General features: G+C 71.5%; 25 protein-coding genes. 12 read left to right on the top strand and 13 right to left on the bottom strand.

Annotation, left to right across the window (positions count from 1 at the left end):
• Positions 1–151: 151 nt before the first annotated feature.
• Positions 152–1,981 carry a glycoside hydrolase family 15 protein gene (locus ACFYPG_RS19515; protein WP_387353218.1) on the bottom strand — a complete coding sequence of 610 codons (1,830 nt, stop codon included), beginning with the start codon at positions 1,979–1,981 and terminating at the stop codon, positions 152–154.
• 111 nt (positions 1,982–2,092) lie between these two features.
• On the opposite strand from ACFYPG_RS19515, the gene ACFYPG_RS19510 reads away from it, so the two are divergent.
• Positions 2,093–2,680 carry a general stress protein gene (locus ACFYPG_RS19510; RefSeq protein WP_387353217.1) on the top strand — a complete coding sequence of 196 codons (588 nt, stop codon included), beginning with the start codon at positions 2,093–2,095 and terminating at the stop codon, positions 2,678–2,680.
• 51 nt (positions 2,681–2,731) lie between these two features.
• Here ACFYPG_RS19510 and ACFYPG_RS19505 read toward each other — a convergent pair whose 3' ends face one another.
• Both ACFYPG_RS19505 and ACFYPG_RS19500 read right to left on the bottom strand, forming a co-directional pair.
• Positions 2,732–3,319 carry a DUF1684 domain-containing protein gene (locus ACFYPG_RS19505; RefSeq protein WP_387353455.1) on the bottom strand — a complete coding sequence of 196 codons (588 nt, stop codon included), beginning with the start codon at positions 3,317–3,319 and terminating at the stop codon, positions 2,732–2,734.
• On the bottom strand, positions 3,316–3,720 hold the full coding sequence (locus ACFYPG_RS19500) for a helix-turn-helix domain-containing protein (RefSeq protein WP_355007208.1): 405 nt from the start codon (positions 3,718–3,720) through the stop codon (positions 3,316–3,318). The genes ACFYPG_RS19505 and ACFYPG_RS19500 overlap by 4 nt, the downstream gene beginning before the upstream one ends.
• A 94-nt stretch (positions 3,721–3,814) precedes the next feature.
• Between ACFYPG_RS19500 and ACFYPG_RS19495 the strand changes: the two genes are divergently transcribed.
• On the top strand, positions 3,815–4,822 hold the full coding sequence (locus ACFYPG_RS19495) for a hypothetical protein (RefSeq protein WP_387353215.1): 1,008 nt from the start codon (positions 3,815–3,817) through the stop codon (positions 4,820–4,822).
• Between the two features lie 36 nt (positions 4,823–4,858).
• Here the strand turns inward: ACFYPG_RS19495 and ACFYPG_RS19490 are convergent, their stop codons facing one another.
• A complete protein-coding gene (locus tag ACFYPG_RS19490; protein ID WP_387353214.1) occupies positions 4,859–5,428 on the bottom strand; it encodes a TetR/AcrR family transcriptional regulator in 570 nt (189 codons plus the stop codon).
• On the opposite strand from ACFYPG_RS19490, the gene ACFYPG_RS19485 reads away from it, so the two are divergent.
• Positions 5,427–5,975 (top strand): FBP domain-containing protein, encoded by a 549-nt coding sequence (locus ACFYPG_RS19485; protein WP_387353212.1) that lies wholly within the window; start codon positions 5,427–5,429, stop codon positions 5,973–5,975. The two genes, ACFYPG_RS19490 and ACFYPG_RS19485, sit on opposite strands and share 2 nt — an antisense overlap.
• Before the next feature lie 60 nt (positions 5,976–6,035).
• Here ACFYPG_RS19485 and ACFYPG_RS19480 read toward each other — a convergent pair whose 3' ends face one another.
• The gene (locus tag ACFYPG_RS19480; protein WP_355007204.1) at positions 6,036–6,569 is read right to left on the bottom strand and encodes a GNAT family protein; all 534 of its coding nucleotides are present in this window, start codon (positions 6,567–6,569) and stop codon (positions 6,036–6,038) included.
• A gap of 157 nt (positions 6,570–6,726) precedes the next feature.
• Here ACFYPG_RS19480 and ACFYPG_RS19475 point away from each other — a divergent pair, with 157 nt between their 5' ends.
• From ACFYPG_RS19475 to ACFYPG_RS19465, 3 genes are all read left to right on the top strand, one after another.
• Positions 6,727–7,209, top strand: a complete 483-nt coding sequence (locus ACFYPG_RS19475; RefSeq protein ID WP_355007203.1) for a MarR family transcriptional regulator — start codon at positions 6,727–6,729, stop codon at positions 7,207–7,209.
• 10 nt (positions 7,210–7,219) lie between these two features.
• Positions 7,220–8,206: a pirin family protein gene (locus tag ACFYPG_RS19470; protein WP_355007202.1), complete on the top strand. Its 987-nt coding sequence runs from the start codon at positions 7,220–7,222 to the stop codon at positions 8,204–8,206.
• A 326-nt stretch (positions 8,207–8,532) separates the two neighbouring features.
• A complete protein-coding gene (locus ACFYPG_RS19465; RefSeq protein WP_355007201.1) occupies positions 8,533–10,122 on the top strand; it encodes a phospholipase D-like domain-containing protein in 1,590 nt (529 codons plus the stop codon).
• Here the strand turns inward: ACFYPG_RS19465 and ACFYPG_RS19460 are convergent.
• The gene (locus ACFYPG_RS19460) at positions 10,071–10,820 is read right to left on the bottom strand and encodes a hypothetical protein (RefSeq protein ID WP_355007200.1); all 750 of its coding nucleotides are present in this window, start codon (positions 10,818–10,820) and stop codon (positions 10,071–10,073) included. The two genes, ACFYPG_RS19465 and ACFYPG_RS19460, sit on opposite strands and share 52 nt — an antisense overlap.
• Before the next feature lie 363 nt (positions 10,821–11,183).
• On the opposite strand from ACFYPG_RS19460, the gene ACFYPG_RS19455 reads away from it, so the two are divergent.
• A complete protein-coding gene (locus ACFYPG_RS19455) occupies positions 11,184–12,008 on the top strand; it encodes a SigB/SigF/SigG family RNA polymerase sigma factor (protein ID WP_355007199.1) in 825 nt (274 codons plus the stop codon).
• Between the two features lie 148 nt (positions 12,009–12,156).
• Here the strand turns inward: ACFYPG_RS19455 and ACFYPG_RS19450 are convergent, their stop codons facing one another.
• From ACFYPG_RS19450 to ACFYPG_RS19440, 3 genes are read right to left on the bottom strand one after another with little or no spacing between them, the layout of a single operon-like run.
• The gene (locus tag ACFYPG_RS19450) at positions 12,157–12,747 is read right to left on the bottom strand and encodes a GNAT family N-acetyltransferase (RefSeq protein WP_355007198.1); all 591 of its coding nucleotides are present in this window, start codon (positions 12,745–12,747) and stop codon (positions 12,157–12,159) included.
• Positions 12,744–14,252 (bottom strand): APC family permease, encoded by a 1,509-nt coding sequence (locus tag ACFYPG_RS19445; RefSeq protein ID WP_387353208.1) that lies wholly within the window; start codon positions 14,250–14,252, stop codon positions 12,744–12,746. Before ACFYPG_RS19445 ends, ACFYPG_RS19450 begins: the two co-directional genes overlap by 4 nt.
• Positions 14,253–14,301: 49 nt before the next feature.
• On the bottom strand, positions 14,302–14,928 hold the full coding sequence (locus ACFYPG_RS19440; protein ID WP_355007196.1) for a GPP34 family phosphoprotein: 627 nt from the start codon (positions 14,926–14,928) through the stop codon (positions 14,302–14,304).
• Positions 14,929–15,110: 182 nt separating this feature from the next.
• On the opposite strand from ACFYPG_RS19440, the gene ACFYPG_RS19435 reads away from it, so the two are divergent.
• From ACFYPG_RS19435 to hrpB, 3 genes are read left to right on the top strand one after another with little or no spacing between them, the layout of a single operon-like run.
• Positions 15,111–15,935, top strand: coding sequence for a helix-turn-helix domain-containing protein (locus tag ACFYPG_RS19435; RefSeq protein ID WP_387353453.1), 825 nt, complete (start codon positions 15,111–15,113; stop codon positions 15,933–15,935).
• 41 nt (positions 15,936–15,976) lie between these two features.
• Positions 15,977–16,177, top strand: a complete 201-nt coding sequence (locus ACFYPG_RS19430; protein WP_355007195.1) for a DUF397 domain-containing protein — start codon at positions 15,977–15,979, stop codon at positions 16,175–16,177.
• 28 nt (positions 16,178–16,205) lie between these two features.
• On the top strand, positions 16,206–18,746 hold the full coding sequence (gene hrpB, locus ACFYPG_RS19425) for an ATP-dependent helicase HrpB (RefSeq protein ID WP_387353206.1): 2,541 nt from the start codon (positions 16,206–16,208) through the stop codon (positions 18,744–18,746).
• An 8-nt stretch (positions 18,747–18,754) separates the two neighbouring features.
• Here the strand turns inward: hrpB and ACFYPG_RS19420 are convergent, their stop codons facing one another.
• Positions 18,755–19,480 (bottom strand): protein phosphatase 2C domain-containing protein, encoded by a 726-nt coding sequence (locus ACFYPG_RS19420; RefSeq protein WP_355007193.1) that lies wholly within the window; start codon positions 19,478–19,480, stop codon positions 18,755–18,757.
• Between the two features lie 271 nt (positions 19,481–19,751).
• Here ACFYPG_RS19420 and ACFYPG_RS19415 point away from each other — a divergent pair, with 271 nt between their 5' ends.
• Entirely contained in the window at positions 19,752–22,361 is a 2,610-nt protein-coding gene (locus ACFYPG_RS19415) for a glycoside hydrolase family 9 protein (protein WP_387353204.1), read from the top strand.
• Positions 22,362–22,464: 103 nt separating this feature from the next.
• On the opposite strand, the gene ACFYPG_RS19410 is transcribed toward ACFYPG_RS19415, so the two are convergent.
• Positions 22,465–23,121: an HAD family hydrolase gene (locus tag ACFYPG_RS19410; RefSeq protein ID WP_387353202.1), complete on the bottom strand. Its 657-nt coding sequence runs from the start codon at positions 23,119–23,121 to the stop codon at positions 22,465–22,467.
• Positions 23,122–23,366: 245 nt separating this feature from the next.
• Between ACFYPG_RS19410 and ACFYPG_RS19405 the strand changes: the two genes are divergently transcribed.
• Entirely contained in the window at positions 23,367–24,356 is a 990-nt protein-coding gene (locus tag ACFYPG_RS19405) for a hypothetical protein (RefSeq protein WP_387353200.1), read from the top strand.
• Positions 24,357–24,414: 58 nt separating this feature from the next.
• Here the strand turns inward: ACFYPG_RS19405 and ACFYPG_RS19400 are convergent, their stop codons facing one another.
• Together ACFYPG_RS19400 and ACFYPG_RS19395 are read right to left on the bottom strand one after the other, a co-directional pair.
• Positions 24,415–24,672, bottom strand: coding sequence for a UBP-type zinc finger domain-containing protein (locus ACFYPG_RS19400; RefSeq protein ID WP_091401591.1), 258 nt, complete (start codon positions 24,670–24,672; stop codon positions 24,415–24,417).
• On the bottom strand, positions 24,669–26,240 hold the full coding sequence (locus ACFYPG_RS19395) for a Na+/H+ antiporter (RefSeq protein ID WP_355007189.1): 1,572 nt from the start codon (positions 26,238–26,240) through the stop codon (positions 24,669–24,671). The genes ACFYPG_RS19400 and ACFYPG_RS19395 overlap by 4 nt, the downstream gene beginning before the upstream one ends.
• Positions 26,241–26,270 lie beyond the last annotated feature (30 nt).

The following is a 26,270-nucleotide window of genomic DNA, read 5'->3' as shown; positions in this document are numbered from 1 at the left end:
AGACCTCCAGCTGTCCGGGGGATCTCGGTGCCGCTCCCGCCGACTGGAGGAGCACCGCAGGGTGTCCCGGACATTAACGTCTTTCACTGGAAAGCGATAGAACTTCGCGTCGCCAGATAGAAAGTTGTCACGATCTCCGCGAAAGTCCGGCTCAGCGGTCCACCGGAGAGAAGTACGCCGGGGGCATGCCGCACTGACGCAGCGTCGGGTCCCGCTCGACGTCGGTCAGCACACCGGCGGCGTTGATCAGGCCGATGTGGGAGAACGCCTGCGGGAAGTTACCCAACTGCTCCCCGGTCAGCGGGTCGATCTGCTCGGCGAACAGGCCGAGGTCGTTGACCCGTTCCGCCAGCCCTCGGAACAACTCGTGCGCCCGGTCCCGCTCACCGGCCAACGCCAGGCAGCACACCAGCCAGAACGAGCAGATCACAAAACCCGCCGGGTCACCGTCCCAGCGCCGCAGCAGGCCGTCGTGGGAGAGCCGCTGCTCCACCGCCCGGATCGTCGAGCGCATTCGCGGGTCGTCGGCCCGCAGGAACCCGACCAGCGGCATCACCAGCACCGAGGCGTCCAGGCCGTCGGATTCGAAACTTCCGGTGTACGACTGGAGCCGCTCGTTCCAGCCCCGCTCGAACACCTCCGCGCGCACCGCGTCGCGGGCGGCCGCCCAGCGGGCCACGTCCTGCGGCTCGCCGAGCCTGTCACCGAAGCGGACCGCCCGATCCAGGGCGACCCAGCACTGCACCTTCGAGGACACGTGGTGGTGCTGGACGCCGCGCTCCTCCCACATGCCCGCGTCGGGCAACTCCCAGTCCCGCTCGGCCTGGTCGGCGAGCACCCGGAGCACGTGCTGCACCTCCGGGTCCAGCGGCTCCAGCTTGTCGCGCATCAACCAGGCGGCATCCATCGCCTCGCCGAAGATGTCGGTCTGCCGCTGCTGCCACGCGTCGTTGCCGATCACCACGGGTGGGCTGTCGCGGTAGCCGGCGAGCTGTTCCAGGCGGTGCTCGGTGAGGTCCCGCTCCCCCAGCACCCCGTACATGATGGGCACCGGCCTGTCGTCGATGCGGCCCATCGCCCGGCCCAACCAGGCGAACTGCCGCTGCACCTCGTCCAGGCACGCCGTCCGCCACAGCGCCCGCAGGGTCAGGCTGAAGTCGCGCACCCAGACGTAGCGGTAGTCGTAGTTGCGGTCCCCGCCGAGTTTCTCCGGTAGTGAGGTGGTCACCGAGGCCACCACCGCTCCGCTGGGCCGGTACGTCATGCCCTGCACCACCAGCCGGCTGCGTCGCACCTCCTCGGGGTAGAGCCCGTCGTAGGGGTGTCCGGTCGACCAGGAACGCCAGCCGGCGACGGTGTCGGCGATGGTCCGATCGGCGTCCGGCACCTCGGGCAGCGGGGCGTCGTAGGTCGGGGCGTACCCGAGGGTGAAGGTGTGTCTCGTGCCGGCGCGGACGGTGAACGTCCCGGTGGCCTCACCGTCCCCGGCGGTCAACCGCTCGCTGCCGCGCAGGGTGAGTCGGGCGGCCCCGGCGATGGCTTCCAGCATGTCCTCCCGCTCGATCAGGTACGCGATGGTGCGGCCGTACTCGAAACGCGGTCGGTAGTGCACCCGCATCGGCACCGAACCGGACAGGCCCTCCACCAAACGGACCAGCACCTGCGGCGAGTGCAGACCGATGTCGTGACCGCGCGAGCCGGGCTCGAAGGCGAGCGCGTCGGTCAGCGCGACCTCCCCGTGCGCGGTGTGGAAGACCGTCCGCAACACCAGGGTGTCCTCGAGGTAGGAGCGCTCGACCCGGTAGTCGCCCTCGGGCTGGATGGACCAGTGCCCGGCGTTGTCGTCGAGCAGCCGCCCGAACACCGACGGGGCGTCGAAGCGGCCCGGGCACCACCAGTTGACCGAGCCCGAGGCGTCCACCAGCGCCGCGCTGCGGCCGTCGGCGAGGAAACCGTAGTCGCTGATCTGTCCGCTCTCCACCTGGCTGGCTACCCGGGCAGTCGCCGCCCATTCCCCTCCTGCCCGGCGATGGACACCGCGTTACCGGTCGGCCTGGGCGGGAACCCGGGGAGCTGACGAGGGGGGATGCTCATGACGTCAGCTTCGGGGCCGACCGGCAACTGGCGGCCCGGCACACAGGGTGGCGACCTGCTTCCATCCGGACCGGCCGGCCGGCTGTCGACACCGAGCGGGAACGGCAACGGGCCCGAGGGCGGGCCGCCGACCGTGACGATCGGCTCGTACCCGGACTATCCGACCGCGCAGCGGGTCGTCGACTACCTGGCCGACAACCGCTTTCCGGTGGAGCACAGCGCCATCGTCGGCACCAACCTCACCCTGGTGGAGACGGTGCTCGGGCGAATGACCACCGGTCGAGCCGGGCTGCTCGGCGCCGGAACCGGGGCCTGGTTCGGGCTCTTCATCGGCCTGTTGTTCGGCATCTTCACGGTCGGCAACTGGCTGGCGGTGATCCTGGTCGGGCTGGTCATCGGCGCGATCTGGGGTGCCGTCTTCGGCGCGGTGGCGCACGCCATGACGGGCGGGCAGCGCGACTTCACCTCGGCCAGCTCGCTGCGCGCCGGGCAGTACGCCGTGACCGTCGACGCGCAGCTCGCCGACCAGGCGCGACAGCTCCTCGGTCGGATGCAGATGCCCAGCTCGGCGACGAACGCCCGTTGAGCGACGTTCGATCGGCCGTCCCGGCACACACCGGGACGGCCGCTTCGTCGTTCAGTCGTGGTACGCCAGCTCGCCGGCCCGCAGCGGCACGTCGACCCGGTTCTCCGGCGGCGCGAGCGGGCAGGCCCAGCGGTCGTCGTACGCGCAGCTCGGGTTGTAGAGGTAGTTGGCGTCCAGCCGGACCCGGTCACCGGGCAGCAACTCGACGCCCCGGCCGAAGGTGCCCTTCACCGTGTCGGTGAGGTACCGCCCTCCCCCGTAGCTGTCCCGCCCGCAGGTGCCGTCGCGCAGCGGAACGAACAGCCCGCCCCCGTACGCCTCGATCCACCACAGGGTCAGCGGCCCCCACGGCGTCTCGGCCACCGCGACCCGCCGGTACCCGACCACCCCGTCCGTGCCCCCGGTGTCGATGCGCAGCTCACCGCTGGCCGAGCGCAGGGGCGCTTCGACAACGGCTTCGGGGTTGGGCGGGAAGTAGCGCACCCCGGCGAAGTCGGGTCGCTCCGCCACCGGGATCGGGCTCTGCGGGTGGTTGGCGAAGAGCTCGTCGCGGCCGGCCCGGAAGCCGACCAGGTCGACGTCGGACAGGTACAGCCGGGCCACCCGCTCCCGCCAGTCGGCCAACTCCAGATCGCTCAGCATCCCGGGGACTCCTGATCGAATGAGAACTCGCCGGACCGGGCGGGTTTGCCACACGCCTGGCAGCGCACGTCAGCGACGAAGACCTGGCCGCAGACGTCGTGGATGAAATCGACCCTGGGCACGTCGTCCTCGCTGTAGGTGTCGCCCCAGCGCTTGAGCACGAGGATCACCTGCCCGAGGTCCTTGCCCTTCTGGGTGAGTTCGTAGCCCGCCACCTTGCCACTCTCGGCGTCACGAGCCCGAAGGATGCCGGTCTCGGTCAGTTTGCGCAGTCGGGCGGCGAGGACGTCCCGTGGTGCACCGACGGCCCGGAGGATCTCGGTGTACCGCGAAGCGCCGAATGCGAGCGCCCGCACGATGTGCAGCGACCACCTGTCGTTGACTGCGTCGAGCGCCACAGCGAGAGAGTCCCGCTCTGGTTTGGTTTTCAAACCGTCGGTGCTACGGTTCGTTTGGTTGGACATTCAAACCACACTACCCGAGGAAGCGCCCATGACATCGCCATCCGAACCACGTACCGACGGGGCACCACCCGTCGTCACCCAGCGCCGGGCCTGGACAACGCTCGTGATCACCGGGCTGATCATCGGCACGGCGTTCATAGCGGTCTATGTCGGACTGCAACGAAGCCCGCAGCCGAGCCACCTGCCGATCGCCGTGGTCAGCCAGCAACTGGCGAACACCGCACAGGTCGGATTCGGCGACTCCGTGGCCGTCACCGAGGTCGGGAGCGTCGCGGACGGCGAGGCCCTGGTACGACACGGCGACGCGGTCGCCGTACTCGGCGCGACCTCCCCCACCACGCTGACACTCGACTACGCCGGCGCGAGCGGGTTCAGCGAGAGCGGCGCCGCGCGTCAGCTCGCGGCCGGTCTCGCCAGCAAGGCTGGGGCGACCGTCCAGGAGAACGACATCGTGCCGCTGGCGACCTACGACAGTCGCGGGCTGTCCGCCTTCTACGTGGTGTTCGGCGTCACCCTCTCGTCGTTCGTCCTCGCGCAGGGGCTCACCGCGGCGACCGCGAAGGTGCGGCTGCGCCACCGGCTCTACGCGATGGGCGGCTTCGCCGTCGTGATCGGTGTGATCGCGGCAACCGTCGCCGGCCCGATCTACGGGTCACTCACGGCCCCGTTCCCGCTGCTCGCGCTCTCGCTCATCCTTCTCTCCGCCGCCAGCGCCTTCACGACGAAGGCCCTGGGCGCCTGGCTCGGCCCGGCCGGAATCGCCCTGGCCGTCCTCACTCTCACGACAATCGGCAACGCGACGAGCGGAGCGACGATCGGGGTCGACCTGCTGCCGGACTGGGCGCAGGCGATCTCGGCGAAGCTCCCACCGGGCGCGGCCGTACGGGCCGTCAACAACTTCGGCTACTTCGACGGCGCCCACACCGTGGCACCCCTCGCCATCCTCGCCACCTGGTTCCTGGCCGGCCTCGGATTCGTCCTGCTCCGGCAGCGGACCGCGCAGCGCCGCCCGGTCACCCCCGACGCGGGGCGGTGACCGCCCGGGTCACGCACCCGCCCGCCCGCTCGGCCGTCAGCGCGACGGCCAGTTGGTGAGGACGGCGTCGAGGGCGTCCAGGGTGCGCGACCAGGAGTCGTCGGTGGGGCGCGGGGTGTGCCGGAAGCCGCCGGTCTTCTCCAGGCTGACGAACCCGTGGAACGTGCTGTGCATCATCCGCACCGCGTCGGTCTGGTCCGGCTCGGAGAGCTGGTAGCCGCGCAGGATCGCCCGGGTCATCTCGGCGTGCCGGACGCCCGCGCTCGTGGCGGCCGTCTCCGGGTCGAGGTCGATCTGCATGGCCGCGTATCGGCCCGGGTGCTCTCGCGCGTAGTCGCGGTACGCGTTGGCGAACGCGACGAGCGCGTCCTTGCCGGCCCGGCCGGCGAGCGCGGCGGCGACCCGGTCGGCCAGCTCCGCCAGCGCCAGCAGGGCCATTCTCACCCGTAGTTCGTGCGCGTTCTTGAGGTGGAAGTACAGGCTGGCGTCCTTCACCCCGAAGTGGCGTGCGAGGGCGGCGACTGTGACGTTCTCCAGGCCCACCTCGTCGGCCAGCTCGGCCGCGGCCAGCGTCAGACGTTCGGCGGTCACCCCGGCACGTGCCATGCAGCACTCCCAACCTATCCCCAATTATCACTTGCCTAGGAGAGCTAGGCTACTACCTATGTTGGTCCTAACCGAATCCGTCATCCGCGCGTCCTTCGTCAATTGCAGTCGAGGCGAGGCGAAGCGGCTGACCGTACCTAACGATCTTGAAATGCGTCCGTGGGACGACCTCGACTTCCTCGGCTGGCGGGACCCGTCCGCGCCGCAGCGGGCCTACCTGGTCGCCGAGATTGACGGCAAGCTGGCCGGGGTGGTGCTGCGGGCCGCGACGCACCAGACGGGGCGCGTGCGGCACAGCATGTGCTCGTTCTGCCTGACCACACACCTGGGCGGAGGCGTCTCGTTGATGACCGCCCCCAAGGCCGGCCCGAGCGGGCGGCAGGGCGACTCCGTGGGCACCTACCTCTGCTCCGACCTGGCCTGCTCGCTGTACCTGCGGGGCAGGAAGCACGCCGGGCCTCCCGCGCCCGAGCCGCTGCCCCTGCCGGAGAGGATCGACCGCGTCAGGAGCGCCCTCGCGACGTTCCTCCGCAAGGTCACCGAGTGACGGGTCGAGGCGAACGGCGCGGCCGGGGCTGAAGCGAGTTCGGACCCGGCCCGCCTGCGGTCAGCGGTCGGTGGCCAGGCGGGCGTGCAGGTGCTCGTCGTAGCGGCGGCCGTCGCCGTAGCGGTACGACTCGCGCAGGGTGCCCTCGGGCGGGTAGCCGGCACGCTCGGCGACCCGGCAGGACGCCGGATTGGCCGCCGCGTGACACAACTCCACCCGGTGCAGCCCGAGATCCGCGAACGCCCACTCGGTGAGCCGGACGACGGCGCGCACCGCCACCCCACGCCCCCGCGCCGCGGGCACCGTCCAGTAGCCGATGGACGCTTCGTCGTGCTGGATGTGATGAAGCGACACCGAGCCGAGCAGTTCGCCGTCGGCCGCCGCGGTGACCGCCATCGAGGCGTGGCCGCCGGTGGACCAGTCGGCCCGGCGACGCACCCAGAGCAGTGCGACCTCGTCGTCGATCGGGCCGCCAGCCTGCGGGTTCCACTGGGCGATCGCCGGGTCCCGGAGGGCGTCGCGCACCGCCGGGGCGTCCTCGTCCCGCCATGGGCGCAGCAACAGGTCGGCGGCGGAGAGTTCCACGTGTTCCACGAGGCCGGAGTCTGGCACAACCGACGGCCTGGGCGCCGCTCGTTTCACGCGGCTTTATTTCAAAGCTGCATGAACTGACGGTCAGCACCCGTGGAAGTGAGCCAAGTAACGCTCAAACGATGTTATTCAAATTTGAAAGAGTGCTACCGTCATGGGCATGACCGAGAGCCTGGACAGCACCCGAGAGGCCGCCTGGCGCGCCTACATCGAGGCCAGCCAGCGTCTCTACACGCAGTTGGAAGAGGATCTGCGGGTCGCCAGCGATCTCAGCTTCGCCGACTACCACGTGCTGGTCCTGCTCTCCGAGGCACCCGGGCAGCGGCTACGGATGGGCGAGCTGGCCAGCCGGCTGATCTTCTCGCCCAGCCGCCTCACCTATCAGGTCTCCTCCATGCAGCGTCGTGGCCTGGTCAGCAAGGAGCCCTGCCCGGACGACCGGCGCGGCAGCGAGGCGGTCCTCACCGCCGCCGGGCTGCTCGCCCTGCGAGAAGCCGCACCCCACCATCTGGCGTCGGTGCGTACCCATCTCATGGACGACCTCGACGATGCCGAGGTCGCCTGCCTCACCCGGGTCTTCGACCGGCTCGGCGAGCGCCTGCGGGCATCGCGGGCCAGCTCGACCACCCCCGCCTCACGCTAGGAGCCTCGACATGCCCGCGATCACCGTCGACAACGTTCTCGTCCTTCCCCGCCTGCCCCAGCTCGACGAGGCCACCACGATCCGTCCGGTCCGCACGGTGACCACGGCGCCCAGCGGCTTCGAGGGTGAGGGCTTCCCGGTCCGTCGCGCCTTCGCCGGGGTGTCGACCACCGACCTGGACCCGTTCATCCACCTCGACCAGATGGGCGAGGTCGACTACGCGCCGGGCGAGCCCAAGGGCACCCCGTGGCACCCGCACCGCGGCTTCGAGACCGTCACGTACATCATCGACGGCGTCTTCGACCACCAGGACTCCAACGGCGGTGGCGGCACCATCACCGACGGCGACACCCAGTGGATGACGGCGGGCAGCGGCCTGCTGCACATCGAGGCACCGCCGGAGCACCTGGTGGTGAGCGGCGGGCTCTTCCACGGCACCCAACTGTGGGTCAACCTGCCCCGCTCGGCCAAGATGAACCCGCCCCGCTACCAGGACATCCGGGGTCGAGAGTCAGCGCTGCTCACCACGCCCGACGGCGGCGCGCTGATCCGGGTCATCGCCGGCGAGGTCGCCGGGCACCGCGGCCCGGGTTCGACCTTCACCCCGATCACCATCACGCACGTCACAGTGCAGCCGGGCGCGCAGGTCGACCTGCCCTGGCGGCCCGACTTCAACGCCCTGGTGTACGTGCTGGGCGGTCGCGGCACGGTCGGCACCGACCGGCGGCCGGTGCGTACCGGCCAGCTCGCTGTGCACGGCCCGGGTGACGCGCTGCGGTTCAGCGCCGACACCTCGCAGGACAGCAACACGCCGGCACTGGACCTCTACATCATGGGTGGTCAGCCGATCCGGGAGCCGGTGGCACAGTACGGCCCGTTCGTGATGAACACCCGGGACGAACTGCTAAAGGCGTTCGAGGACTTCCAGGCCGGCCGCCTCGGCGTCATCCCCACCGAGCGGCTCCCGCACACCGGCGGCCAGGGCACCCGGCCCTGACCACCGTCGACCGCTGAGGTCGGCGCCGACGCCTCCGGTTCAGCCCGGCGGCGTCGGCGCCACCTCAGGAGACCGCAAATATCCCGGCAACGCCCAGAATCACCATCACCAACACCGCTACCAGCGCGCCCCGCTCGCTCTCCACCGCCGGCTCGCGGTTCTCGGTCACGGGATTCGTCGTGTCGCGGGGCATGGTGTGGCCTCCTCGGCTGTTGTCGCGTCGCTGTCGATGGCGTTGGCCAGGTCACCGCTACGGCGGCCTGACGTGCGGACCCGCGTCGGGGGTCCTACGGTGAGGACGTTGCCGACCTCCAGGGGGCTGGACGGTGCCGTTGCAGGACTGGTTCCTCACTGCTGAGGAACGCGCCAACCCGGTGTCTGGCATACCCGTGTGGACCACGGGAAACCTCGCCGAGCCGTTGATTCACGGTGCGGCGTACTTCGACCGACTGGTCGACGAGGTCGAGGCCCTGGGCGCCGGCGACCACCTGTTCTTCACCGACTGGCGGGGTGACCCGGACCAGCGGCTGCGACCGGACGGTCCGACAGTGGCCCAGCTCTTCGCGCAGGCCGCGCAGCGCGGTGTGGTGGTCAAGGGGTTGATCTGGCGCTCGCACCTCGACGTGCTGGCGTACAGCGAGGCGGAGAACCGCGACCTCAGCGAGACGATCTCGGCCGCCGGTGGCGAGGTACTTCTGGACCAACGGGTCCGGCGCGGCGGCTCGCACCACCAGAAGCTCGTGGTGCTGCGGCACCTGGACGCACCCGAGCGGGACGTCGCCTTCGCCGGCGGGATCGACCTGTGCCACAGCCGCCGCGACGACGCCGCGCACCACGGCGATCCGCAGCCGGTGCAGATGTCCCCCCGGTACGGACCCAATCCGCCCTGGCACGACGTACAGCTCGCGGTGCGCGGTCCGGTGGTCGGCGCGTTGGACACCCTGTTCCGGGAACGCTGGACCGACCCGATGCCGCTGGACTCGGAGAACCCGATGGCCTACCTGCGGGACCGGCTGCGCGGCTCGGATCTGCGCCCCGACCCGCTGCCCGAGCAACCGGCCGATCCGCCGGCCTGTGGTCCGCACCAGATCCAGGTGCTGCGCACCTACCCCGCCGTCCGTCCGCGCTACTCGTTCGCACCGGACGGGGAGCGGACCGTGGCCCGGGGTTACACCAAGGCGGTACGCCGGGCCCGCCGGCTGATCTACCTGGAGGATCAGTACCTCTGGTCGGCCGAGGTCGCGGACCTGTTCGCGCACGCGCTGCGGGACAATCCGGACCTGCACCTGGTCGCCGTCGTCCCCCGCCACCCGGACGTGGACGGCAAGCTGGCGTTGCCGCCGAACATGGTGGGGCGCGAGCAGGCGCTGTCACTGTGTGAGCGGGCCGCACCGGACCGGGTGCACGTGTTCGACGTGGAGAACCACGCCGGTGACCCGGTCTACGTGCACGCCAAGGTCTGCGTGATCGACGACGTCTGGGCCAGCGTGGGCAGCGACAATTTCAACCGGCGGTCCTGGACGCACGACAGCGAGTTGTCCTGCGCGGTGCTCGACGAGACACCGGACCAGCGGGAGCCCACCGACCCGGCCGGGCGGGGTGACGGCGCGCGCAGCTTCGCCCGGGACCTGCGACTGCGGTTGTGGCGCGAGCACCTGGACCGTGACCCGGACGGCGCGGACGACGCCGACCTGCTCGACCCGGCGGACGCCGTCGCGGCCGTCACGGCCGCCGCCGACGCGCTACAAGGGTGGTACGACGACGGCCAGGTCGGCGAACGCCCACCAGGGCGGCTGCGCCCGCACCGCCCCGAGCGGCTGCCGTGGTACACGCGGGCCTGGGCGCTGCCGGTGTACCGGCTGGTCTACGACCCGGACGGCAGGCCACTGCGGGCGAGGCTGGCCGGCACCTGGTGAAACGGTCGGGCCGGCTCCGGCGCGGCCACCGCGTGCACGTGCAGCCCGCCCGGGTAGGCGAACGACGAGCGTGGTGAGTAGTAGCCGAAGCCGATGGTCAGTGGGTTGTCCGGGCGCAGCGCGTACATCGGGTGGCCGGGCTGGAGGAACTCCACCGACTCGATCTCGAACGGGGCGACCGGCTCGGCGACGAACGGGTAGGCCGAGCTGACCAGCTGACCGTTGCGCCGGGTGAAGTAGCGGTGGTGCCCACTGCTGATCGCGTGCCCGGTCTCCCCCACCCGACACCGGGCCCGGATCAACGGCGTGCCGTCGATCTCCGTCTCGGAGAGCAGTTCCTCGCCGGTCACGTCGATGTGGGTGCGCCCGGCGAGCACCGGGGCGCCGCGAGCGACGGCGTACTCACGGACCCTCCGGCTGGAGGCCACGTAGTGGGTCCACCAGCCGCCGGCGTTGAGGCCGCCGGGCGCGTCGACGCCCAGCAGCGAGACGCCGAGGTAGGTCAGCGAGTAGGCGCCGAAGCCGGAGGTCTGCGTCTCGTCGTCGACGACGTACTGGTTGAGGAAGACCTGCCGGTCGGGGCGGGGGCAGAGCCCCGGAGGGACCAGCGCGGCGACCGCGTCAGGATCGGCCGGCAGCCAGCTGAAGTAGAGGGTGCGACTGTTCACGACAAGCTGGGGAGCGGCTGGATCGAGCACGGTGCCTCCGAACCGGGTGTGTACACGCGACGCTACGGCCGGTCCCACCAGCGGGACAAGGACGGATAGCCGACACTCCCGGCGACTTGTCGGGTTTCCTGTTGACCGGCCGACGTGACCCGTGGGCCGATCGACGGGCCGGTCAGCGGTCGACAGCCGGAACAACGGGTAAGGATCCTCACAAGCACCCTAACTTCCGCACCGTTTGCCCGTTTTGTCACTGGACACACCTTAAGTACATCAACCTTTCGGCTAGATTTCCGGGAGCCGATCAGGTTAAGGTGACTCCCGAACGGCCTATTGGAAGCTAAACCAAAGCGTCACACCTTTTTGTCCGCGGACGAGGTGCAGGGAGGACCACCCATGACCGCGCCAACGATCACCGAGCAGCCGAGCGCCGCCGTCAAGACCACCACCAAGCTCGACCCGCGCGCTCTCACCGACAGCGCTGCCGACCTGCTCAACGCGATGGCGGCGCTGCCCGCCAACCACCCGTCGCGCGCCGCCCTGCGGGACCGGGCGATCGAGGCCTGGCTGCCGCTCGCCAACCACCTGGCCCACCGCTACAGCGGGCGCGGCGAGCCGAACGACGACCTGGCGCAGACCGCCGCGATCGGCCTGATCAAGGCCATCGACAAGTTCGACCCCGAGCGCGGTGTCGACTTCGCCGGTTACGCGATCCCCACCATCATCGGCGAGCTCAAGCGGCACTTCCGGGACCGCACCTGGGACATCCGGGTGCCCCGCCGGCTCCAGGAGCTGCGGCTGGCCATCTCCGACGCCAACAGCTCGCTCCTGCAGACCCTCGGCCGCTCGCCGACGGTCGCCGACATCGCCGCGCACCTCAAGCTCACCGAGGAAGAGGTGCTGGAAGGCCTGGAAGGCGCCCGCGCGTACAACGCGGTGTCGCTGTCCACCCCGACCGGTGACGGCGAGCGCGCCACCGAGCTTGGCGACATGCTCGGCGGCGAGGACACCGAGTTCGAGCTGGCGGAGCTGCGGGTCGCCCTCGGCCCGGCGCTGGCCACCCTCGACGAGCGCGAGCAGAAGATCCTCACGCTGCGCTTCTACGGCAACCTGACCCAGTCGCAGATCGCCGACCAGATCGGTGTCTCGCAGATGCACGTCTCGCGGCTGCTGACCCGGGCGCTGACCAAGCTGCGCGGCCAGCTCGACGGCACCTACTGACCCTTTGACGAGTGGAGGGCCGGGTCCCAAGGACCCGGCCCTCCGCTCTGTCCGCGCTGTCACGTGAGCGTGACAGCGCGACCACAGGACGTGCTGGTCACGTCGACCTGACCAACTCGGTGCCCGACCGGCTCAGTGCCCGACCGGCTCAGTGCCCGACCGGCTCCCGCCACATCGGCCAGAACGGCGTGCCGTCGGGCACCCGGAACGGCTCGCCCGCCAGATAGCCGTGCTTCGCGTAGAGGTCCCGGCCGCGCGGGCTGCTCGCTTCCAGGTACGCCGGCATCCCGTTGGCGTCCAGCCAGGCGTGGTGGTGGCGCATCAGCGCGCTCCCCAACCCCTGCCCCTGCCGGTCGGGCCGGGTCGCCAGGAAGGCGAGGTGGTGGTGGTCCGGGTGTGGGTGGTGCGCCGCAAACAGCTCGTCGAGGTGCTGGAACCGGTCGGTCCACTCGCCGCAGGCGGCGGCCAGTCGGGCGTCGTACTCCGCCGGCGGCGGCGCCGGCTCACCGACGGACGGAAACCAGACCGCCACCGAGGCCCGGTCCTCGGTGGCGTGGACCATGCCGTGCCGCATCGCGTGCTCGACCAGGATCTCGAAGTCCCCGGCCAGCACGGCCTCCCGCTTGCTCGCGTCGGGGACCAGCCAGTACGTCACCTCCAGGACGGTGAACGCCTCGGCGATCCGAGCAGCCACGAGGGTGGTCTCCTCCGGCCCGAGTTGCTCGATGACCACGCTCATCGGGTCACCTCCACGGCCGGAGCCTCTGGCTTGACGGCGGCCGCGGCGCTCGCCGCGCCCAGGCCGATCCGGGCGTACGTGTCCGGGCGGCTGCTGCGCAGCAGCAGGGCCCAGCCGATGCCCAGCAGAGCGGCCACCGGGTACGCGGCCGGCAGCGCCCAGCGCAGCGTCGAGTCCGGCGCGACGCCGAGCAGGTTGGCGAAGTTCGACACGGCCAACCAGATGATCACGAAGAGCGCGATGGTGGCCAGGCCGGGGGCGATGGCCCGTCGCCAGAGGTTCTCGCCGCTGGCGGAGCGGGCGAAGTAGGCGATCACCGCCACCGAGGTGGTGGCGATCAGCAGCAGGACGCCGAAGCCACCGGTGGTGCCGACCCAGAAGAACAGCTTCACCACCGGCTCCCAGCCGTTGACCGCGTACAGCGCGATGACGAGCAGCCCGAGGACGCTCTGCGCCACCGAGGCTGCCCGCGGCGCCCCGGTACGGGCCGAGGTCTTCCCGAACACCGCCGGCAGCACCCGCTCCCGACCGAGCGCGAAGGTGTACCGGGCAGTGGTGTTGTGGAACGAGATCATCGCGGCGAGCACCGAGGTCAGGAAGAGCACCTGCCCGATGGTGACCATCGTGTCGCCGAGCTGCGCGCCGGCCAGGTTGAAGATCAGCTCGACGCCCTGCGCGCCGGCCTCGGCCACGATCTTGTCCTGCCCGACGGCGACCGTCATGGTCCAGGAGGACAGCGCGTACAGCCCGGCGATGATCGCCACCGAGAGGTAGGTGGCCAGCGGCACCGTCCGCTTCGGGTCCTTGCTCTCCTCGCTGAAGACCACCGCCGACTCGAAGCCGACGAAGCCGAGGACGGCCAGCACCAGCACCGCGCCGAGGCCCGACACGAAGAGGTTGTCCGGCGAGAACGAGGCGAAGCTGACCTGACCGTCGGCCGGGTTGCCCAGCTGCCCCAGGTCGAAGACGAGGACGACCACGACCTCGGCGACCAGCAACGCGGCCAGGACCTTGCCGTTGAGGTCGACCCGGAGCAGGCCCAGTACGCCGACCAACGCCCACGCCACCAGGGCCACGACGGCCCAGTGCGGGTGCCCGCCGAAGAGCCGGTCGAGCACCGGCTCGGCCGCCGCACCGATGGTGCCGTACAGCCCGACCTGGAGCGCGTTGTACGCGATCAGCGCGACCCAGGCCGCGCCGACGCCGGCCGGTCGGCCGAGCCCCCGGGAGATGTAGGCGTAGAAGGCGCCCGCGTTCTCCACCCGGCGGGACATCGCCACGTAGCCCACCGAGAAGAGGGCGAGGACCGCGGCGATCAGCAGGAAGGCCAGCGGGATTCCGGTCACCCCGATGACGCCGTAGCCGGTGGTGACGACGCCTGCCACCACTGTCAACGGCGCGGCGGCGGAGAGGACGAAGAAGATGACCGACGGGATGCCGAGGCGACCTCGGGCCAGGGCTTCGGAGACGTTGCTGGGTCGTTCGACTGTCGATGTCGGGGGCATACGACTACTCCGATCGTCGAGGGGAGGGTTGGGGGTTACCGGAGGGGGATCAGGGGATGCCGCGCAGCACGGCGGCGCCGACGGCGGCCTCGGTGTGCCCGACGAGTTCCTTGAGCGGGGCCGGCAGCGCGGGGATGAGGACGTTCAGCCGGTGGTGCGCCCGAGGGCCGGCGCTCCACAGCACCTCGCGGGTCAGCCCGGCGGCCACGACCAGGCCGAGCAGCAGGGCGTCCGGCACGCCCGGTGGTTCCGGCCGATCCAGCAGGGCCCGGAGGCGGGTGGCCGGCCAGGCCACCGCGTTGAGGTCGATCGGCAGGTAGCTGACCGTGGTACGCAGCAGTCGGCGGCTCTCCTGGCGGCGCAGCACCCCGGCGCGGGCGAGCCGTTCTCCCACCGACGCCGTGGCGCTCTGTGCCAGGAAACTGAGCCAGGTGCGCAGCTCCCGGTGTTGGGACTCGCCGATCAACTGGTCCAGCACCGTGTGCGCCAGGGCGTCGGCCGGCGGACGCCTGTCGATGACGGTGACCTGGCCGGCCACGACTGTTATGTGTCCGTAGAGGATCAGCTCGCCGAGGAGCCCGCCGGCCAGCCCGAGCCCGGTCGCCGCAGGGTGCAGTTTCGCCTTACCACGACTGTCGTTGTGGGCGATCAGGAAAAACTCGTCGGCGATGAGCAACGATCCTCCCGACAGGCGTGTCCACAGTGTTCGCAACCGGGAAAGGATGCACCGACAGCTACTGCAACGCAACTCCCAGATTTGAAAGTTGCACTCCGTGCATCTGCGACCTGCGGATCTTGTCGTGGCAGACTCGGACGGTGACCGCCACCCCCACCGTCCGACCCGCCGCCAGCCCGACCGTGCGGCGTCGCCGCATCGCCCGGGAGCTCCGCCAGCTACGGGAACGTGCGGGCATGACCCTCGATGTGGCCGCCCGTCAGCTCGACATGTCGAAGAGCAACCTCTCCCGGATCGAGACGGCGCAGATCGGCATCAAACCGCGCGACGTCCGGGCCGCTCTCGCGCTGTACCAGGTGACCGGTTCGGATGCCGAGGCGCTGATCGAGATCGCCCGGGGGGCACAGCAGCGCGGCTGGTGGCAGAACTACAGCGACGTGCTCCCCGAGTGGTTCGAGTTCTACGTCGGGCTGGAGGCCGAGGCGGCGGCGCTGCGCACGTACGAGGCCGAGTCGGTGCCCGGACTGCTGCAGACCGAGGCGTACGCCCGGGAGATCTTCCGGCGCACCGCCGGCGAGGACGGCCTGGAGCGCAAGGTCGCCGCCCGGCTGCGCCGGCAGGAGGTGCTGCGCCGCGAGGACCCGGTCGCTCTGTCGGTGATCCTCAACGAGGCGGTGCTCCTGCGCCCGGTCGGCGGCACCGCGGTGATGGCCGAGCAACTGGTCCACATGAGCCGGATCGCGCAGCTACCCAACGTGACAATCCAGGTACTGCCCTTCACCGCTGGCGGGCATCCCGCGATGAGCACCCCGTACGTGATCCTCAACTTCGCCGATGCCGCCGACGCGTCAGTGGTTTACCTGGATAACCTCACGATGGGGCTGGCTCTGGAAGAAGCCGATCATGTGCTCGGGTATAGCCTTCTGCACGAGGAGCTGTGCCGGATGGCGCTCGATCCGGCGGCGTCGTTGACCCGTCTTGAGCATGCTTCTCGTAACTTTGCGTGACCGCTTCTGCGGCACGCCGACGCAGACGAGAGGTACCGCGGATGACGGCGTACGACCTGACCCGAGCGGACTGGCGCACCAGCACGCGCAGCAGCGGCAACGGCAACTGCGTGGAGGTCGCGACAGTCGCGGGTCAGGTCGCCGTCCGGGACAGCAAGGACCGCTCCGGCCCGGTGCTCGCCTTCGGCGCGACGGCCTGGCGGGCCTTCGTGCTCGGCGTCGGCGAGGTCCGTCGCTCCTGACGCACCCGTCCCGGTGCGAGACTGGGCCGTGCTCTCCGACGTAACCCTTGACCTGCCGGTCCGCCCGGTGCTGCCGGCGCTGGTCGCGGCACTCGACGCGGCCGGCGCCGGTGTGCTCGTGGCTCCACCGGGCACCGGCAAGACCACCCTCGCGCCGCTGGCCGTGGCCGACCGGGTGACCGGTCGGGTGGTGATCGCCCAACCCCGTCGGGTGGCGGCCCGTGCCGCTGCCCGGCGCATGGCCGAGCTGCTCGGCGAACGGGTCGGTGAGCGGGTCGGCTACGCGGTACGTGGCGAGCGCCGGGTCAGCCCGGCCACCCGGATCGAGGTGGTCACCACCGGCCTGCTGGTCCGCCGGCTGCACCACGACCCGGAGCTGCCCGGCACGGGTGCCGTGCTGCTCGACGAGTGCCACGAACGCCAACTCGACGCCGACCTCGCGCTGGCCTTCACAGTGGAGGCGCGCGCCACCCTCCGGCCGGACCTGTGGCTGCTGGCGATGTCGGCGACGCCGGACACCGACCGGTTCGCCGCGCTGCTGGGCGGGCCCACTCCGGCACCTGTGGTGCGGGCCGACTCGGCGTTGCACCCGGTTGAACGGATCTGGGTGCCCCCGGCGCGCCCGATCGCCCCGCCCGGGGCCGGGCCGGTGGACCGGGCCCTGCTCGACCACGTGGCCGCCACCGTCCGGCGGGCGCTGCGCGAGCACGACGGCGACGTGCTCGTCTTCCTGCCCGGGGCCGGCGAGATCGCCGCGGTCACCGGCCGGCTGGCCGACCTGCGGGACGCTGTCGCGCTGCTGCCGCTGCACGGCCGTCAACGCGGCGCCGAGCAGGACGCCGCGCTGCGTCGCGGGGACCGACGGCGGGTGGTGCTGGCCACCGCGCTGGCTGAGACCAGTCTGACCGTCCCGGGTGTGCGGATCGTGGTGGACGCCGGGTTGTCCCGGGTGCCCCGGATCGACCTGGCCCGTGGGCTGGGCGCGCTGGTCACCGTGCCGGTCTCCCGCGCCGCCGCCACGCAGCGCGCCGGCCGGGCCGGCCGGGAGGCCCCCGGGTACGTCTACCGCTGCTGGTCGGCGGCGACCCACGAGCGGCTGCCCGCCCGCGCCGAGCCGGAGATCGCCACCGCCGACCTGACCGGCTTCGCGTTGGAGCTGGCCGCCTGGGGCCGACCGGACGGTGTAGGGCTCGCGTTGCCCGACGCGCCGCCGGCCGCCGCGATGACGGTGGCCCGGGACACCCTGGAAACCCTGGGCGCTGTCGACGTCGACGGTCGGATCACGACGCGGGGGCGGTCGATCGCCGCGGCCGGGGCGCACCCACGACTGGCCCGGGCGCTGCTCGACGGCGCCGGCCGGGTCGGCGCCGACCGGGCCGCCGAGGTGGTCGCCCTGCTCGCCGATGAGGGCGCCGCCGGCCCCGGTGACGATCTGGTCGCCGGTTGGCGTCGGCTGCGCACCGGCGTGGACGCGGGCGCGACCGCCCGTTGGCGCACCGAGGTACGCCGGCTGCGGGCCGCGCTGCCTGCCGACGCCCCGCCGAAGGGCCGCGCCGACGCCACCGGCCGCACCGGCCCGGGTGGACTGAGCGACGATCTCGCCGCCGGGCTGCTCGTCGGTCTGGCGTACCCGGAACGGTTGGCCCGGGTGCGGCGGCCGGGCGGCTCGGCGTACCTGATGACCGGCGGGACCGCCGCGGAGCTGGCCGCCGGCTCGGGGCTGGCCGGGTCCGACTGGCTGGCGGTGGCGGTCGCGGACCGCACGCCCGGCGCGCCGTCGGCCCGCATCCGCCGGGCCTCCCCGGTGGACGAGGCGACGGCCCGGGAGGCGGCCGGTCCGCTGCTGCGCACCGGCCGCGAGGTCGGCTGGTCGGACGGGGACGTGGTGGCCCGGGAGGTGACCCGGCTGGGCGCGATCGAGCTGGTCCAGCGGCGCCTGGACCGGCCGGACCGGGCGGAGGTGGCCGCCGCGCTGCTGACCGGCCTACGCCAGGACGGGCTGGGGCTGTTGCCCTGGACGCCGGCGGCTCGGGCGCTGCGCGAGCGGCTCGCGTTCCTCCGGCACCACCTGGGCGAGCCGTGGCCGGAGGTTGGCGACGACTCGTTGCTCGACGCCGCGCCGACCTGGCTGGGCCCGGAGCTGGCCGCCGCGCGACGCCGGACCGACCTGGCGCGAGTGGACGTACCGTCGGCGCTGCGTCGGCTGCTGCCCTGGGCGCAGGCCGCACGCCTCGACGAGCTGGCTCCGGAGCGGATCGAGGTGCCGAGTGGTTCTCGAATCCGGCTGGACTACGGTGACCCCGCCGCGCCGGTGCTCGCCGTGAAGCTCCAGGAGACGTTCGGCTGGCCGGCGGCCCCCCGCATCGCCGACGGTCGGGTGCCGGTGCTGCTGCACCTGCTCTCCCCCGCCGGCCGGCCGGTGGCGGTCACCGCCGACCTGGCGTCGTTCTGGCGTACCGGCTATCCGCAGGTCCGCTCCGAGCTGCGCGGGCGCTATCCCCGGCACCCGTGGCCGGAGGATCCGGGAACGGCCAAACCCACCCGGCACGCCACGCCGCGTCGGCGCTGAGCGGCGGTCTACTCCTCGACGACGTCGGCCACCACGACTGTGACGTTGTCCGGCGCGCCGGCGTGCAGGGCCAGGTCGATCAGCTTGGCGGCGCAGGCGTCCCGGTCCGGATAGCCGCTGAGCACCTCGGTGAGGGTGTCCGGGCGAACCACGTTGGAGAGGCCGTCGCTGCAGAGCAGCCACCGGTCGCCGGCCCGGGGCACCATCGTCGCGTACGACGGGGAGACCTCCTCACCCTGCAACGCCTGGGTGACCACGGCCCGGCGCGGGTGGCTGCTGGCCTGGTCGGCGGTGATCACGCCCTGATCCACAAGCATCTGGACGAAGGTGTCGTCCCGGGTGACCTGCTTGAGCACGCCCTCGCGGAACAGGTAGGCCCGGGAGTCGCCGACGTGCGCGAGCGCCAGACAGCTGCCGGTACGGGCGAAGAGCAGGGCGGTCAGCGTGGTGCCCATGCCCTGGCGCTCGGGATCCTCGGCGACCGCCTGTCGGATCCGGGAGGTGGCCAGCGCGATGCCGCCCTCGAGCGCGGCCACCAGGGCGTCCTCGGGTGTCTCGAGGTCCAGCGGGGCGACCGCGTCGATGGTGAGGGCGCTGGCCAGGTCGCCGGCGGCCATTCCGCCCATGCCGTCGGCGACGGCGACGAGCCAGGTGCCGGCGTGCAGGGCGTCCTGGTTTCCGCTGCGGATCAGCCCACGGTCGCTCGTTCCCACGGAACGCAGCTTCAGGGTCATGGGTGGCAGCCTGCCAGGCGAAGGGCGCAGTTGTCTCTAGGAGATCAGGACGACGGCGCGTGGCGCGGCCAATCTCACGTCCGGAGGGCGGCGCGTCGGGGGCGCCGCTCGGGCTGGCCGCCCACGTCGGATGCCGAAACCCATCCAACCAGATCAATTGACAGGGCGTGCTGGCACTGGAAACATCGAGCAGACACCTGGGAGCGCTCCCAGCGTCTTCCCAGCTCCTTGCCACCACCACTGTCCCACTTCCCGTCCCGGAAGGACTCCCGTGACGCCATCCCGACGCCGCCTCCTACTGGCTGCGGCGACCACCCTGGCCCTCACCGGCGCGGGCGCCGGCGCGGCCCACGCCGACCCACCACCGGACGCCCCCGAGCAGATCGACAACGGCGACTTCAGCGAGGGCGTGAGCCCCTGGTTCTCCTTCGGCACCGGCGCGCTGGCAGTCACCGACGGCCAGCTCTGCACCACTGTCGCGGGCGGGCTGGCCAACCCGTGGGACGCCGGCATCGGCCAGGACGGCGTGCCGCTGATCGCCGGCGCCGAATACACCCTCGGCTTCGCGGTCTCCGCCACTCCCGGCGCCGCGGTCAAGGCCGTGTTGCAACTCGGCAGCGCCCCGTACACCACGTACGCGGCAGTGGACGCCGCCGCCACCGGCACCCTCCAGCGGGTCGAGCAGACCTTCACCGTCCCGGACGACAACTCCAACGCTCAACTGATCTTCCAGGTCGGTGGCGCCGCCCAGGCGCAGACCATCTGCCTGGACGACGTCTCGCTGCGCGGCGGCGAGCCGCCCGAGCCGTACGTGCCGGACACCGGGCCACGGGTGCGCGTCAACCAGGTCGGCTACCTGCCCGGTGGCCCGAAGAACGCCACTGTCGTCACCGAGGCCACCACGGCGCTGCCCTGGCAGCTGCGCAACGCCACCGGAACCGTCGTGGCCAGTGGCACCACCACCGCTCGCGGCGTCGACGCCGCCTCCGGGCAGAACGTGCAGACTGTCGACTTCTCCAGCTACCGCACCCCTGGCACCGGGCTCACGCTCAGCGTCGACGGGGAGACCAGCCACCCGTTCGACATCTCCGGCGCCCTCTACGACCAGCTGCGCTCCGACTCGTTGCAGTTCTTCTACGCCCAGCGCAGCGGCATCGCCATCGACGGTGACCTGATCGGCGACGAGTACGCCCGGCCCGCCGGCCACCTCGGCGTCGCACCCAACCAGGGCGACACCAACGTGCCCTGCCAGCCGGGTGTCTGCGACTACTCCCTGGACGTGCGCGGCGGCTGGTACGACGCCGGCGACCACGGCAAGTACGTGGTCAACGGCGGCATCGCCACCTACCAGTTGTTGAACACCTTCGAGCGGACCAAGACGGCGGCCACCGCCAACGGCGGCGCCGAACTCGCCGACAGCACACTGCGGGTGCCGGAGCGCGGCAACGCCGTGCCGGACATCCTCGACGAGGCCCGCTGGGAGCTGGAGTTCCTGCTGCGCATGCAGGTGCCCGCCGGCAAGCCGCTCGCCGGCATGGTCCACCACAAGATCCACGATCAGAACTGGACCGGGCTGCCGCTGTCCCCGCAGGACGACCCGCAGCCTCGCGAGCTGCACCCGCCGTCGACCGCGGCCACCCTCAACATGGCCGCCACCGCGGCCCAGTGCGCCCGACTCTTCGCCCCCTACGACGCGGCGTTCGCGACCCGCTGCGGCACTGCCGCGAAGACCGCCTACGCCGCGGCCAAGGCCCACCCGGCGGTGTACGCCAGCCCGACCGACGGCACCGGCGGCGGCGCGTACGACGACAGCAACGTCACCGACGAGTTCTACTGGGCGGCGGCCGAGCTGTACCTGACCACCGGGGCGCAGAACTACCTGGCCGACCTGACCGCCTCACCGCACCACACCGGTAACGTGTTCGACGCCCGGGGCTTCGGCTGGCAGAGCGTGGCCGCGCTGGGCCGCCTCGACCTGGCCACCGTGCCGAACGGACTGCCCGCCACCGATCTGGCCCGGGTCCGCGCCTCGGTCACCGCCGCCGCCGACACGTACCTCGCCGAGCTGCGCCGGCAGGCGTACGGGCTGCCGATGCCCGGAGACGCCAACAGCTACTTCTGGGGCGGCAACAGCAACGTCATCAACAACGCGGTGGTGCTGGCCACGGCCTTCGACCTGACCCGCAACGTCGCCTACCGTGACGGGGCCGTGCAGGCGATGGACTACATCCTCGGTCGCAACGCCCTGAACATCTCCTACGTCACCGGGTGGGGAGAGCACGCCGCGGAGAACCAGCACAGCCGGATCTTCGGCCACCAGCTCGACCCGAGCCTTCCCCGACCGCCCGCCGGCTCCCTCGCCGGTGGCCCGAACGCGGCCCTGCAGGACCCGTTCGTGGCACAGTTGCTGGCCGGCTGCGAGCCGATGTTCTGCTACGTCGACGACATCAACTCGTACTCGACAAACGAGGTGGCGATCAACTGGAACTCGGCGCTGACCTGGATCGCCTCGTTCCTGGCCGACCAGGGTGACGCCGGCGCGGTGCCGGCCACCACCTGCACGGCGCGCTACACCAACTACGGCGCCTGGCAGGGCGGCACCGGGTTCACCGGGCAGCTGACCATCCAGAACACGGGCACCACCGCCGTCAACGGCTGGAGCGTGCGCTTCGCGTTCACCGGCGACCAGCGCGTACGCGAGGCGTGGCTGGCGAAGGTCACTCAGTCCGGCGCGACCGTGACCGCGCGCAACGAGTCGCACAACGCCAAGATCGCACCGGGTGGCTCAGTGATGTTCGGCTTCAACGCGACGACCACCGGGGGCGCCAACCCAAGCCCCGGCCTGGTGACCGTCAACGGGGCAGCCTGCTCGCTGAGCTGACCGACGTCCTGGTGGCCGCCCGGGGAAGGGCGGCCACCAGGACCGCACGTCTCGCGCGGCCGGCGGGTCAACCGCCGGCCGCGTTGTGCTCAGGGCCGGCGGGTCAATGGCCGGCGGCGTTGTGCTCGGCCACCAGGCTCGGGAGTTCGTCGAGCGAGTCGATCCGGAACAGGCACCGCTCGGCCACCATGGAGGCATCGAGGATGTGCCCCCACGGACCGCGTCGGATCAGGCACGTCTTCATGCCCGCCTCCAGGGCCGGGCGCACGTCGTTGTCGGGCCGGTCGCCGACGTACAGGATCGACGACGCGACACCACCGCCCGCGGCGACGACCCGCTCGAAGAACACCGGTGACGGCTTCGCCACACCCCACCCGTGCGACGTACCGATCACGTCCACCGGAAGCTCGAGATCGCGCAGGGTCGCCTCCGCGTGAGCCGGCTGGTTACCGGCCAGGCCCACGCACAGGCCCTGGTCCTTCAAGGACTTCAGGCATCCCCGCGCGTCCGGGTAGAGGTCCTCCTCGACGAACGACTCCGGCTGGCCGGCCGCCGCCCGACGCTCCAGCTCGATGGCGAGATCGAAGTCGGGCCGGAAGACCCGGAACGTCTCCTGATAGTCCAGACCCCGGGCGATCACCGCACCGAAGACCGCCGAGAAGGTGTGCCGGGGCACGCCGAGCCAGTCGGCCCATGCAGCGAACTCGTGGGACTCGTCGAGAATCGTCCCACCGACATCGAAGATGACAGTGTCAATCATGTCCGTCCCCCGTCGACGCTCACATTGTCGGTGAAGCATAGGCGGGGGTACGCGCAGCCGGCGGGCTTGGATGATCACTTGATGTGTGGCCTGCACAGCGGTGGCGGTGTGGCGCTCCGCAGGACAGTTCGGGGCACGCCGGCAGGGTGTCTGCGGCCGGCGCTGTCGAGCTGATGACGTGGACGAATCACGGCACGCGGCAAAACCGGTGGATCGGACGCCGCCGAGTGAGCCATGGTGACGCCATGGATGGCAGCGGTCTGGTTGACGACGATCTGGCTGGCGGTGGAGCGGCCGGTGGTGATCTGGCCGGTGGTGATCTGGCCGGTGGTGATCTGACTGGCGCGGAGCGTCGGGTGTGGGCGGCGATGCCGCCCGGGTCCCGCGGCGCATTGTCCGGGCTTTCCGGCGCGGACCTGCGCAGTCTGCTGTTGAGCGTGGCCCGCGACCGGGCGGCGACAGCGCGCCCGTCCGAAGTGGTACGACGGTGGCGCGAGGACCGCTTCGTCCGCCCGGCCCGCGCCGACCCGCGCGCGCTCGCGCGGGTGGAGGCCCGCATGTGGCAACTGCTGCCCGCCGACGTCGCCGGGGTGGAACTGTCGCCGGTCGTACCGGTCGGCTCCTGCTCGGCTGTCGCACCGGTCAGCCAGAACAGGATCGTCACCACGATGCGCGCCAGCGAGGTGCTGAGCGATCCCACAAACGCCCTCGCCATCGAGGCGGCCGTACGTCGCCGTCGACAGAGCGAGGTGCACCTGGCCGCCGCCCACCGGGTGTTGCGGGCGCAGGATTTCGGCAGCGCCGCGTCGGCGCACTTCCGGCTCTTCGCCCTGGTGTCCAGCGCCCGGGACACCGGCTCGGGCGACACGCAGGCCCGGCTGCTGGTCCGGCACCTCACCTACTGGCAGACCGTCCTCGCCGAGCTGGCACCGGCCGCCGCGCCTCAACTGCACGTCACCACGTTCGACAACGAGACCGTCCGGGAGCGGCTGGCCGACACGGTCCGACCGGCACTCGACGCAGGTGTGGTGCCGCTCGTGGACGAACCGGAGCGGTCTCGCGGTCGCGGCTACTACACGGGCTGCGCCCTGCGGGTCACCGTCCTGAACGGCAGCCTGGAGCTCGGCGACGGCGGCCTCACCGACTGGACCGCCCGGCTGAGCGGTGACGCGAAGGAACGCTGCCTCGTCTCGTGCCTCGCCACCGAACGTCTCGTCGACGTCATCAGCCGCTGAACCCGGCCTGACGACGACCCCCCGCCCACCGTGCCGGCCGTCGGCCGACGGCCGACGGTCAGCCGATCTCCTCGTCGACGAAGCACCAGCGCCAGGCCTCGCCCGGCTGCGCCGAGCGGATCACCGGGTGGCCGGTGGACGCGAAGTGCTTGCTCGCGTGCTGGTTCGGCGACGAGTCACAGCAGCCGACCTGCCCGCAGCTCAGGCAGGTGCGCAGGTGCACCCAGTAGGTGTCGCCGATGGCGACGCAGTCCGCGCACTCGTCGGGGGTACGCGGCTCGGCGGCACCGGCCTCGGTCAGGTGCTGACAGCTCACTTCTCAACCTCTCGCAGCAACGACTCTTCCAGGTCCAGGTCACGGTAGGCCTGCACCAACACTTCCTCAGGAATCCGACCGGAGTCGCGGGCCGCCCGGAACACGTCCCGCTCGGCGTCGATCATCTCCTGCCGCAGCCGACCGTACGCCTGCGACGGGGTCTCCCGCTCGTTGCCGCCGAGTCGTTCCCACGCCATGTTGGTGCGGTCCGCCACCGCTCGGCGTAGCCGGTCCACCACCGCATCCGGTGCGCCGTCGGCCAACTCGTCGAGGCGGTCCTGAGCGGCCTTGCTGGCCTGCTGCTGCACGGCGGCCGCGGAGAGCGCGTCCTGCACCGCGTCGTCCGGTGGCAGCTTCAACCGGCGGGCGACCAGCGGCAGGGTGGCGCCCTGGCCGACCAGGGTGAAAACGATCACGGCGAAGGCCAACCAGATCAACAACGCCCTGGGGTACGGCTTGTCGTCGGCCAGGGTCAGCGGCAGGGCCAGCGCGGCGGCCAGGGTCACCACGCCCCGCATGCCGGCCCAGCCGATGATGATCGGGAACTTCGGTGACGGCCGGGCGTCACGGCGGCGCACCCGGGGGACCAACCGGGCCAGGTAGGTGGCCGGGAAGAGCCAGACGAACCGGGTCAGGAAGACGGTGGCGAGCACCGCGAGGGTGATCAGGATGAGCGAGCCGATCGGCTCGTCGAGGTCGTGCAACACCTCCCGCAGTTGCAGCCCGACCAGGAGGAAGACCAGGCCCTCCAGCAGGAAACGAACCAGCCGCCAGAACGCGCCGATCTGCAACCGGGACGCCGCCGACAGCAGCTGGGGCAGCTTGTGCCCGAGCACCAGGCCGGTGACGACAACGGCGACCACACCGGAGGCGTGCAGGTGTTCGGCGGTGAACACCACAGCGAACGGAATGATCAACGACAGCGCGTTGTCCAGCAGCGGGTCGGTGATCCGCCGATGCAGGAAGCCGAACACCAGCGCCCCGAGCGCCCCGATCAGGATGCCGCCGCCGGTGGACCGCAGCACCTCGATGGCGATCTTGTCGGCGCCGACGGCCGAGCCGACGGTGGCCATCGTCGCGACCCGCAGCAGCACGAGCGCTGTCGCGTCGTTGACCAGGCTCTCGCCCTCCAGAATGGTGACGACCTGGCGGGGCAGCCCGACCCGACGGGCGACGGCCGTGGCGGCCACGGCGTCCGGTGGGGCGACCACCGCGCCGAGGGCGAGGCAGATCGCGAGCGGCAGCTGCGGCAACAGCAGGTGCAGCACCAACCCGACCACGAACGCGGTGAACAACACCAGGCCGACCGCGAGCAGCAGGATCGGCCGGATGTTGTTTTTGAACGCCGGCACCGAGGTCTCCAGCGCGGCCACGTAGAGCAGCGGCGGCAGGATGCCGACCAGCACCAACTCCGGCTCGAGGTGCACCTGCGGGAAGCCCGGCACGAACGAGAGCGCCAGGCCGAGGACGACCAGCACGATCGGCGCGAGCAGGCCGAGCCGGCGGGCCAACGCGGCGCCCAGGGTGGCGATCGCCAGGAAGACGACGACCGGAAACAGGCTTTCCATGGGGTAGGAGCCTAGGGGTACGCCGGTGCC

The organism is Micromonospora sp. NPDC005553 (genome assembly GCF_042871765.1).
GTDB lineage: Bacteria > Actinomycetota > Actinomycetes > Mycobacteriales > Micromonosporaceae > Micromonospora.
Note: the sequence above shows the minus strand (reverse complement) of the source record. Positions and strands in the feature narration are given on the sequence as shown.

Bases quoted from the DNA above. Each gene is read 5' to 3' on its own strand.
- ACFYPG_RS19510 (WP_387353217.1), top strand. From the start codon at position 2,093: ATGACGTCAGCTTCGGGGCCGACCGGCAACTGGCGGCCCGGCACACAG.
- ACFYPG_RS19495 (WP_387353215.1), top strand. From the start codon at position 3,815: ATGACATCGCCATCCGAACCACGTACCGACGGGGCACCACCCGTCGTC.
- ACFYPG_RS19485 (WP_387353212.1), top strand. From the start codon at position 5,427: ATGCAGCACTCCCAACCTATCCCCAATTATCACTTGCCTAGGAGAGCT.
- ACFYPG_RS19490 (WP_387353214.1), bottom strand. From the start codon at position 5,428: ATGGCACGTGCCGGGGTGACCGCCGAACGTCTGACGCTGGCCGCGGCC.
- ACFYPG_RS19475 (WP_355007203.1), top strand. From the start codon at position 6,727: ATGACCGAGAGCCTGGACAGCACCCGAGAGGCCGCCTGGCGCGCCTAC.
- ACFYPG_RS19470 (WP_355007202.1), top strand. From the start codon at position 7,220: ATGCCCGCGATCACCGTCGACAACGTTCTCGTCCTTCCCCGCCTGCCC.
- ACFYPG_RS19455 (WP_355007199.1), top strand. From the start codon at position 11,184: ATGACCGCGCCAACGATCACCGAGCAGCCGAGCGCCGCCGTCAAGACC.
- ACFYPG_RS19450 (WP_355007198.1), bottom strand. From the start codon at position 12,747: ATGAGCGTGGTCATCGAGCAACTCGGGCCGGAGGAGACCACCCTCGTG.
- ACFYPG_RS19445 (WP_387353208.1), bottom strand. From the start codon at position 14,252: ATGCCCCCGACATCGACAGTCGAACGACCCAGCAACGTCTCCGAAGCC.
- ACFYPG_RS19430 (WP_355007195.1), top strand. From the start codon at position 15,977: ATGACGGCGTACGACCTGACCCGAGCGGACTGGCGCACCAGCACGCGC.
- ACFYPG_RS19420 (WP_355007193.1), bottom strand. From the start codon at position 19,480: ATGACCCTGAAGCTGCGTTCCGTGGGAACGAGCGACCGTGGGCTGATC.
- ACFYPG_RS19410 (WP_387353202.1), bottom strand. From the start codon at position 23,121: ATGATTGACACTGTCATCTTCGATGTCGGTGGGACGATTCTCGACGAG.
- ACFYPG_RS19405 (WP_387353200.1), top strand. From the start codon at position 23,367: ATGGATGGCAGCGGTCTGGTTGACGACGATCTGGCTGGCGGTGGAGCG.
- ACFYPG_RS19395 (WP_355007189.1), bottom strand. From the start codon at position 26,240: ATGGAAAGCCTGTTTCCGGTCGTCGTCTTCCTGGCGATCGCCACCCTG.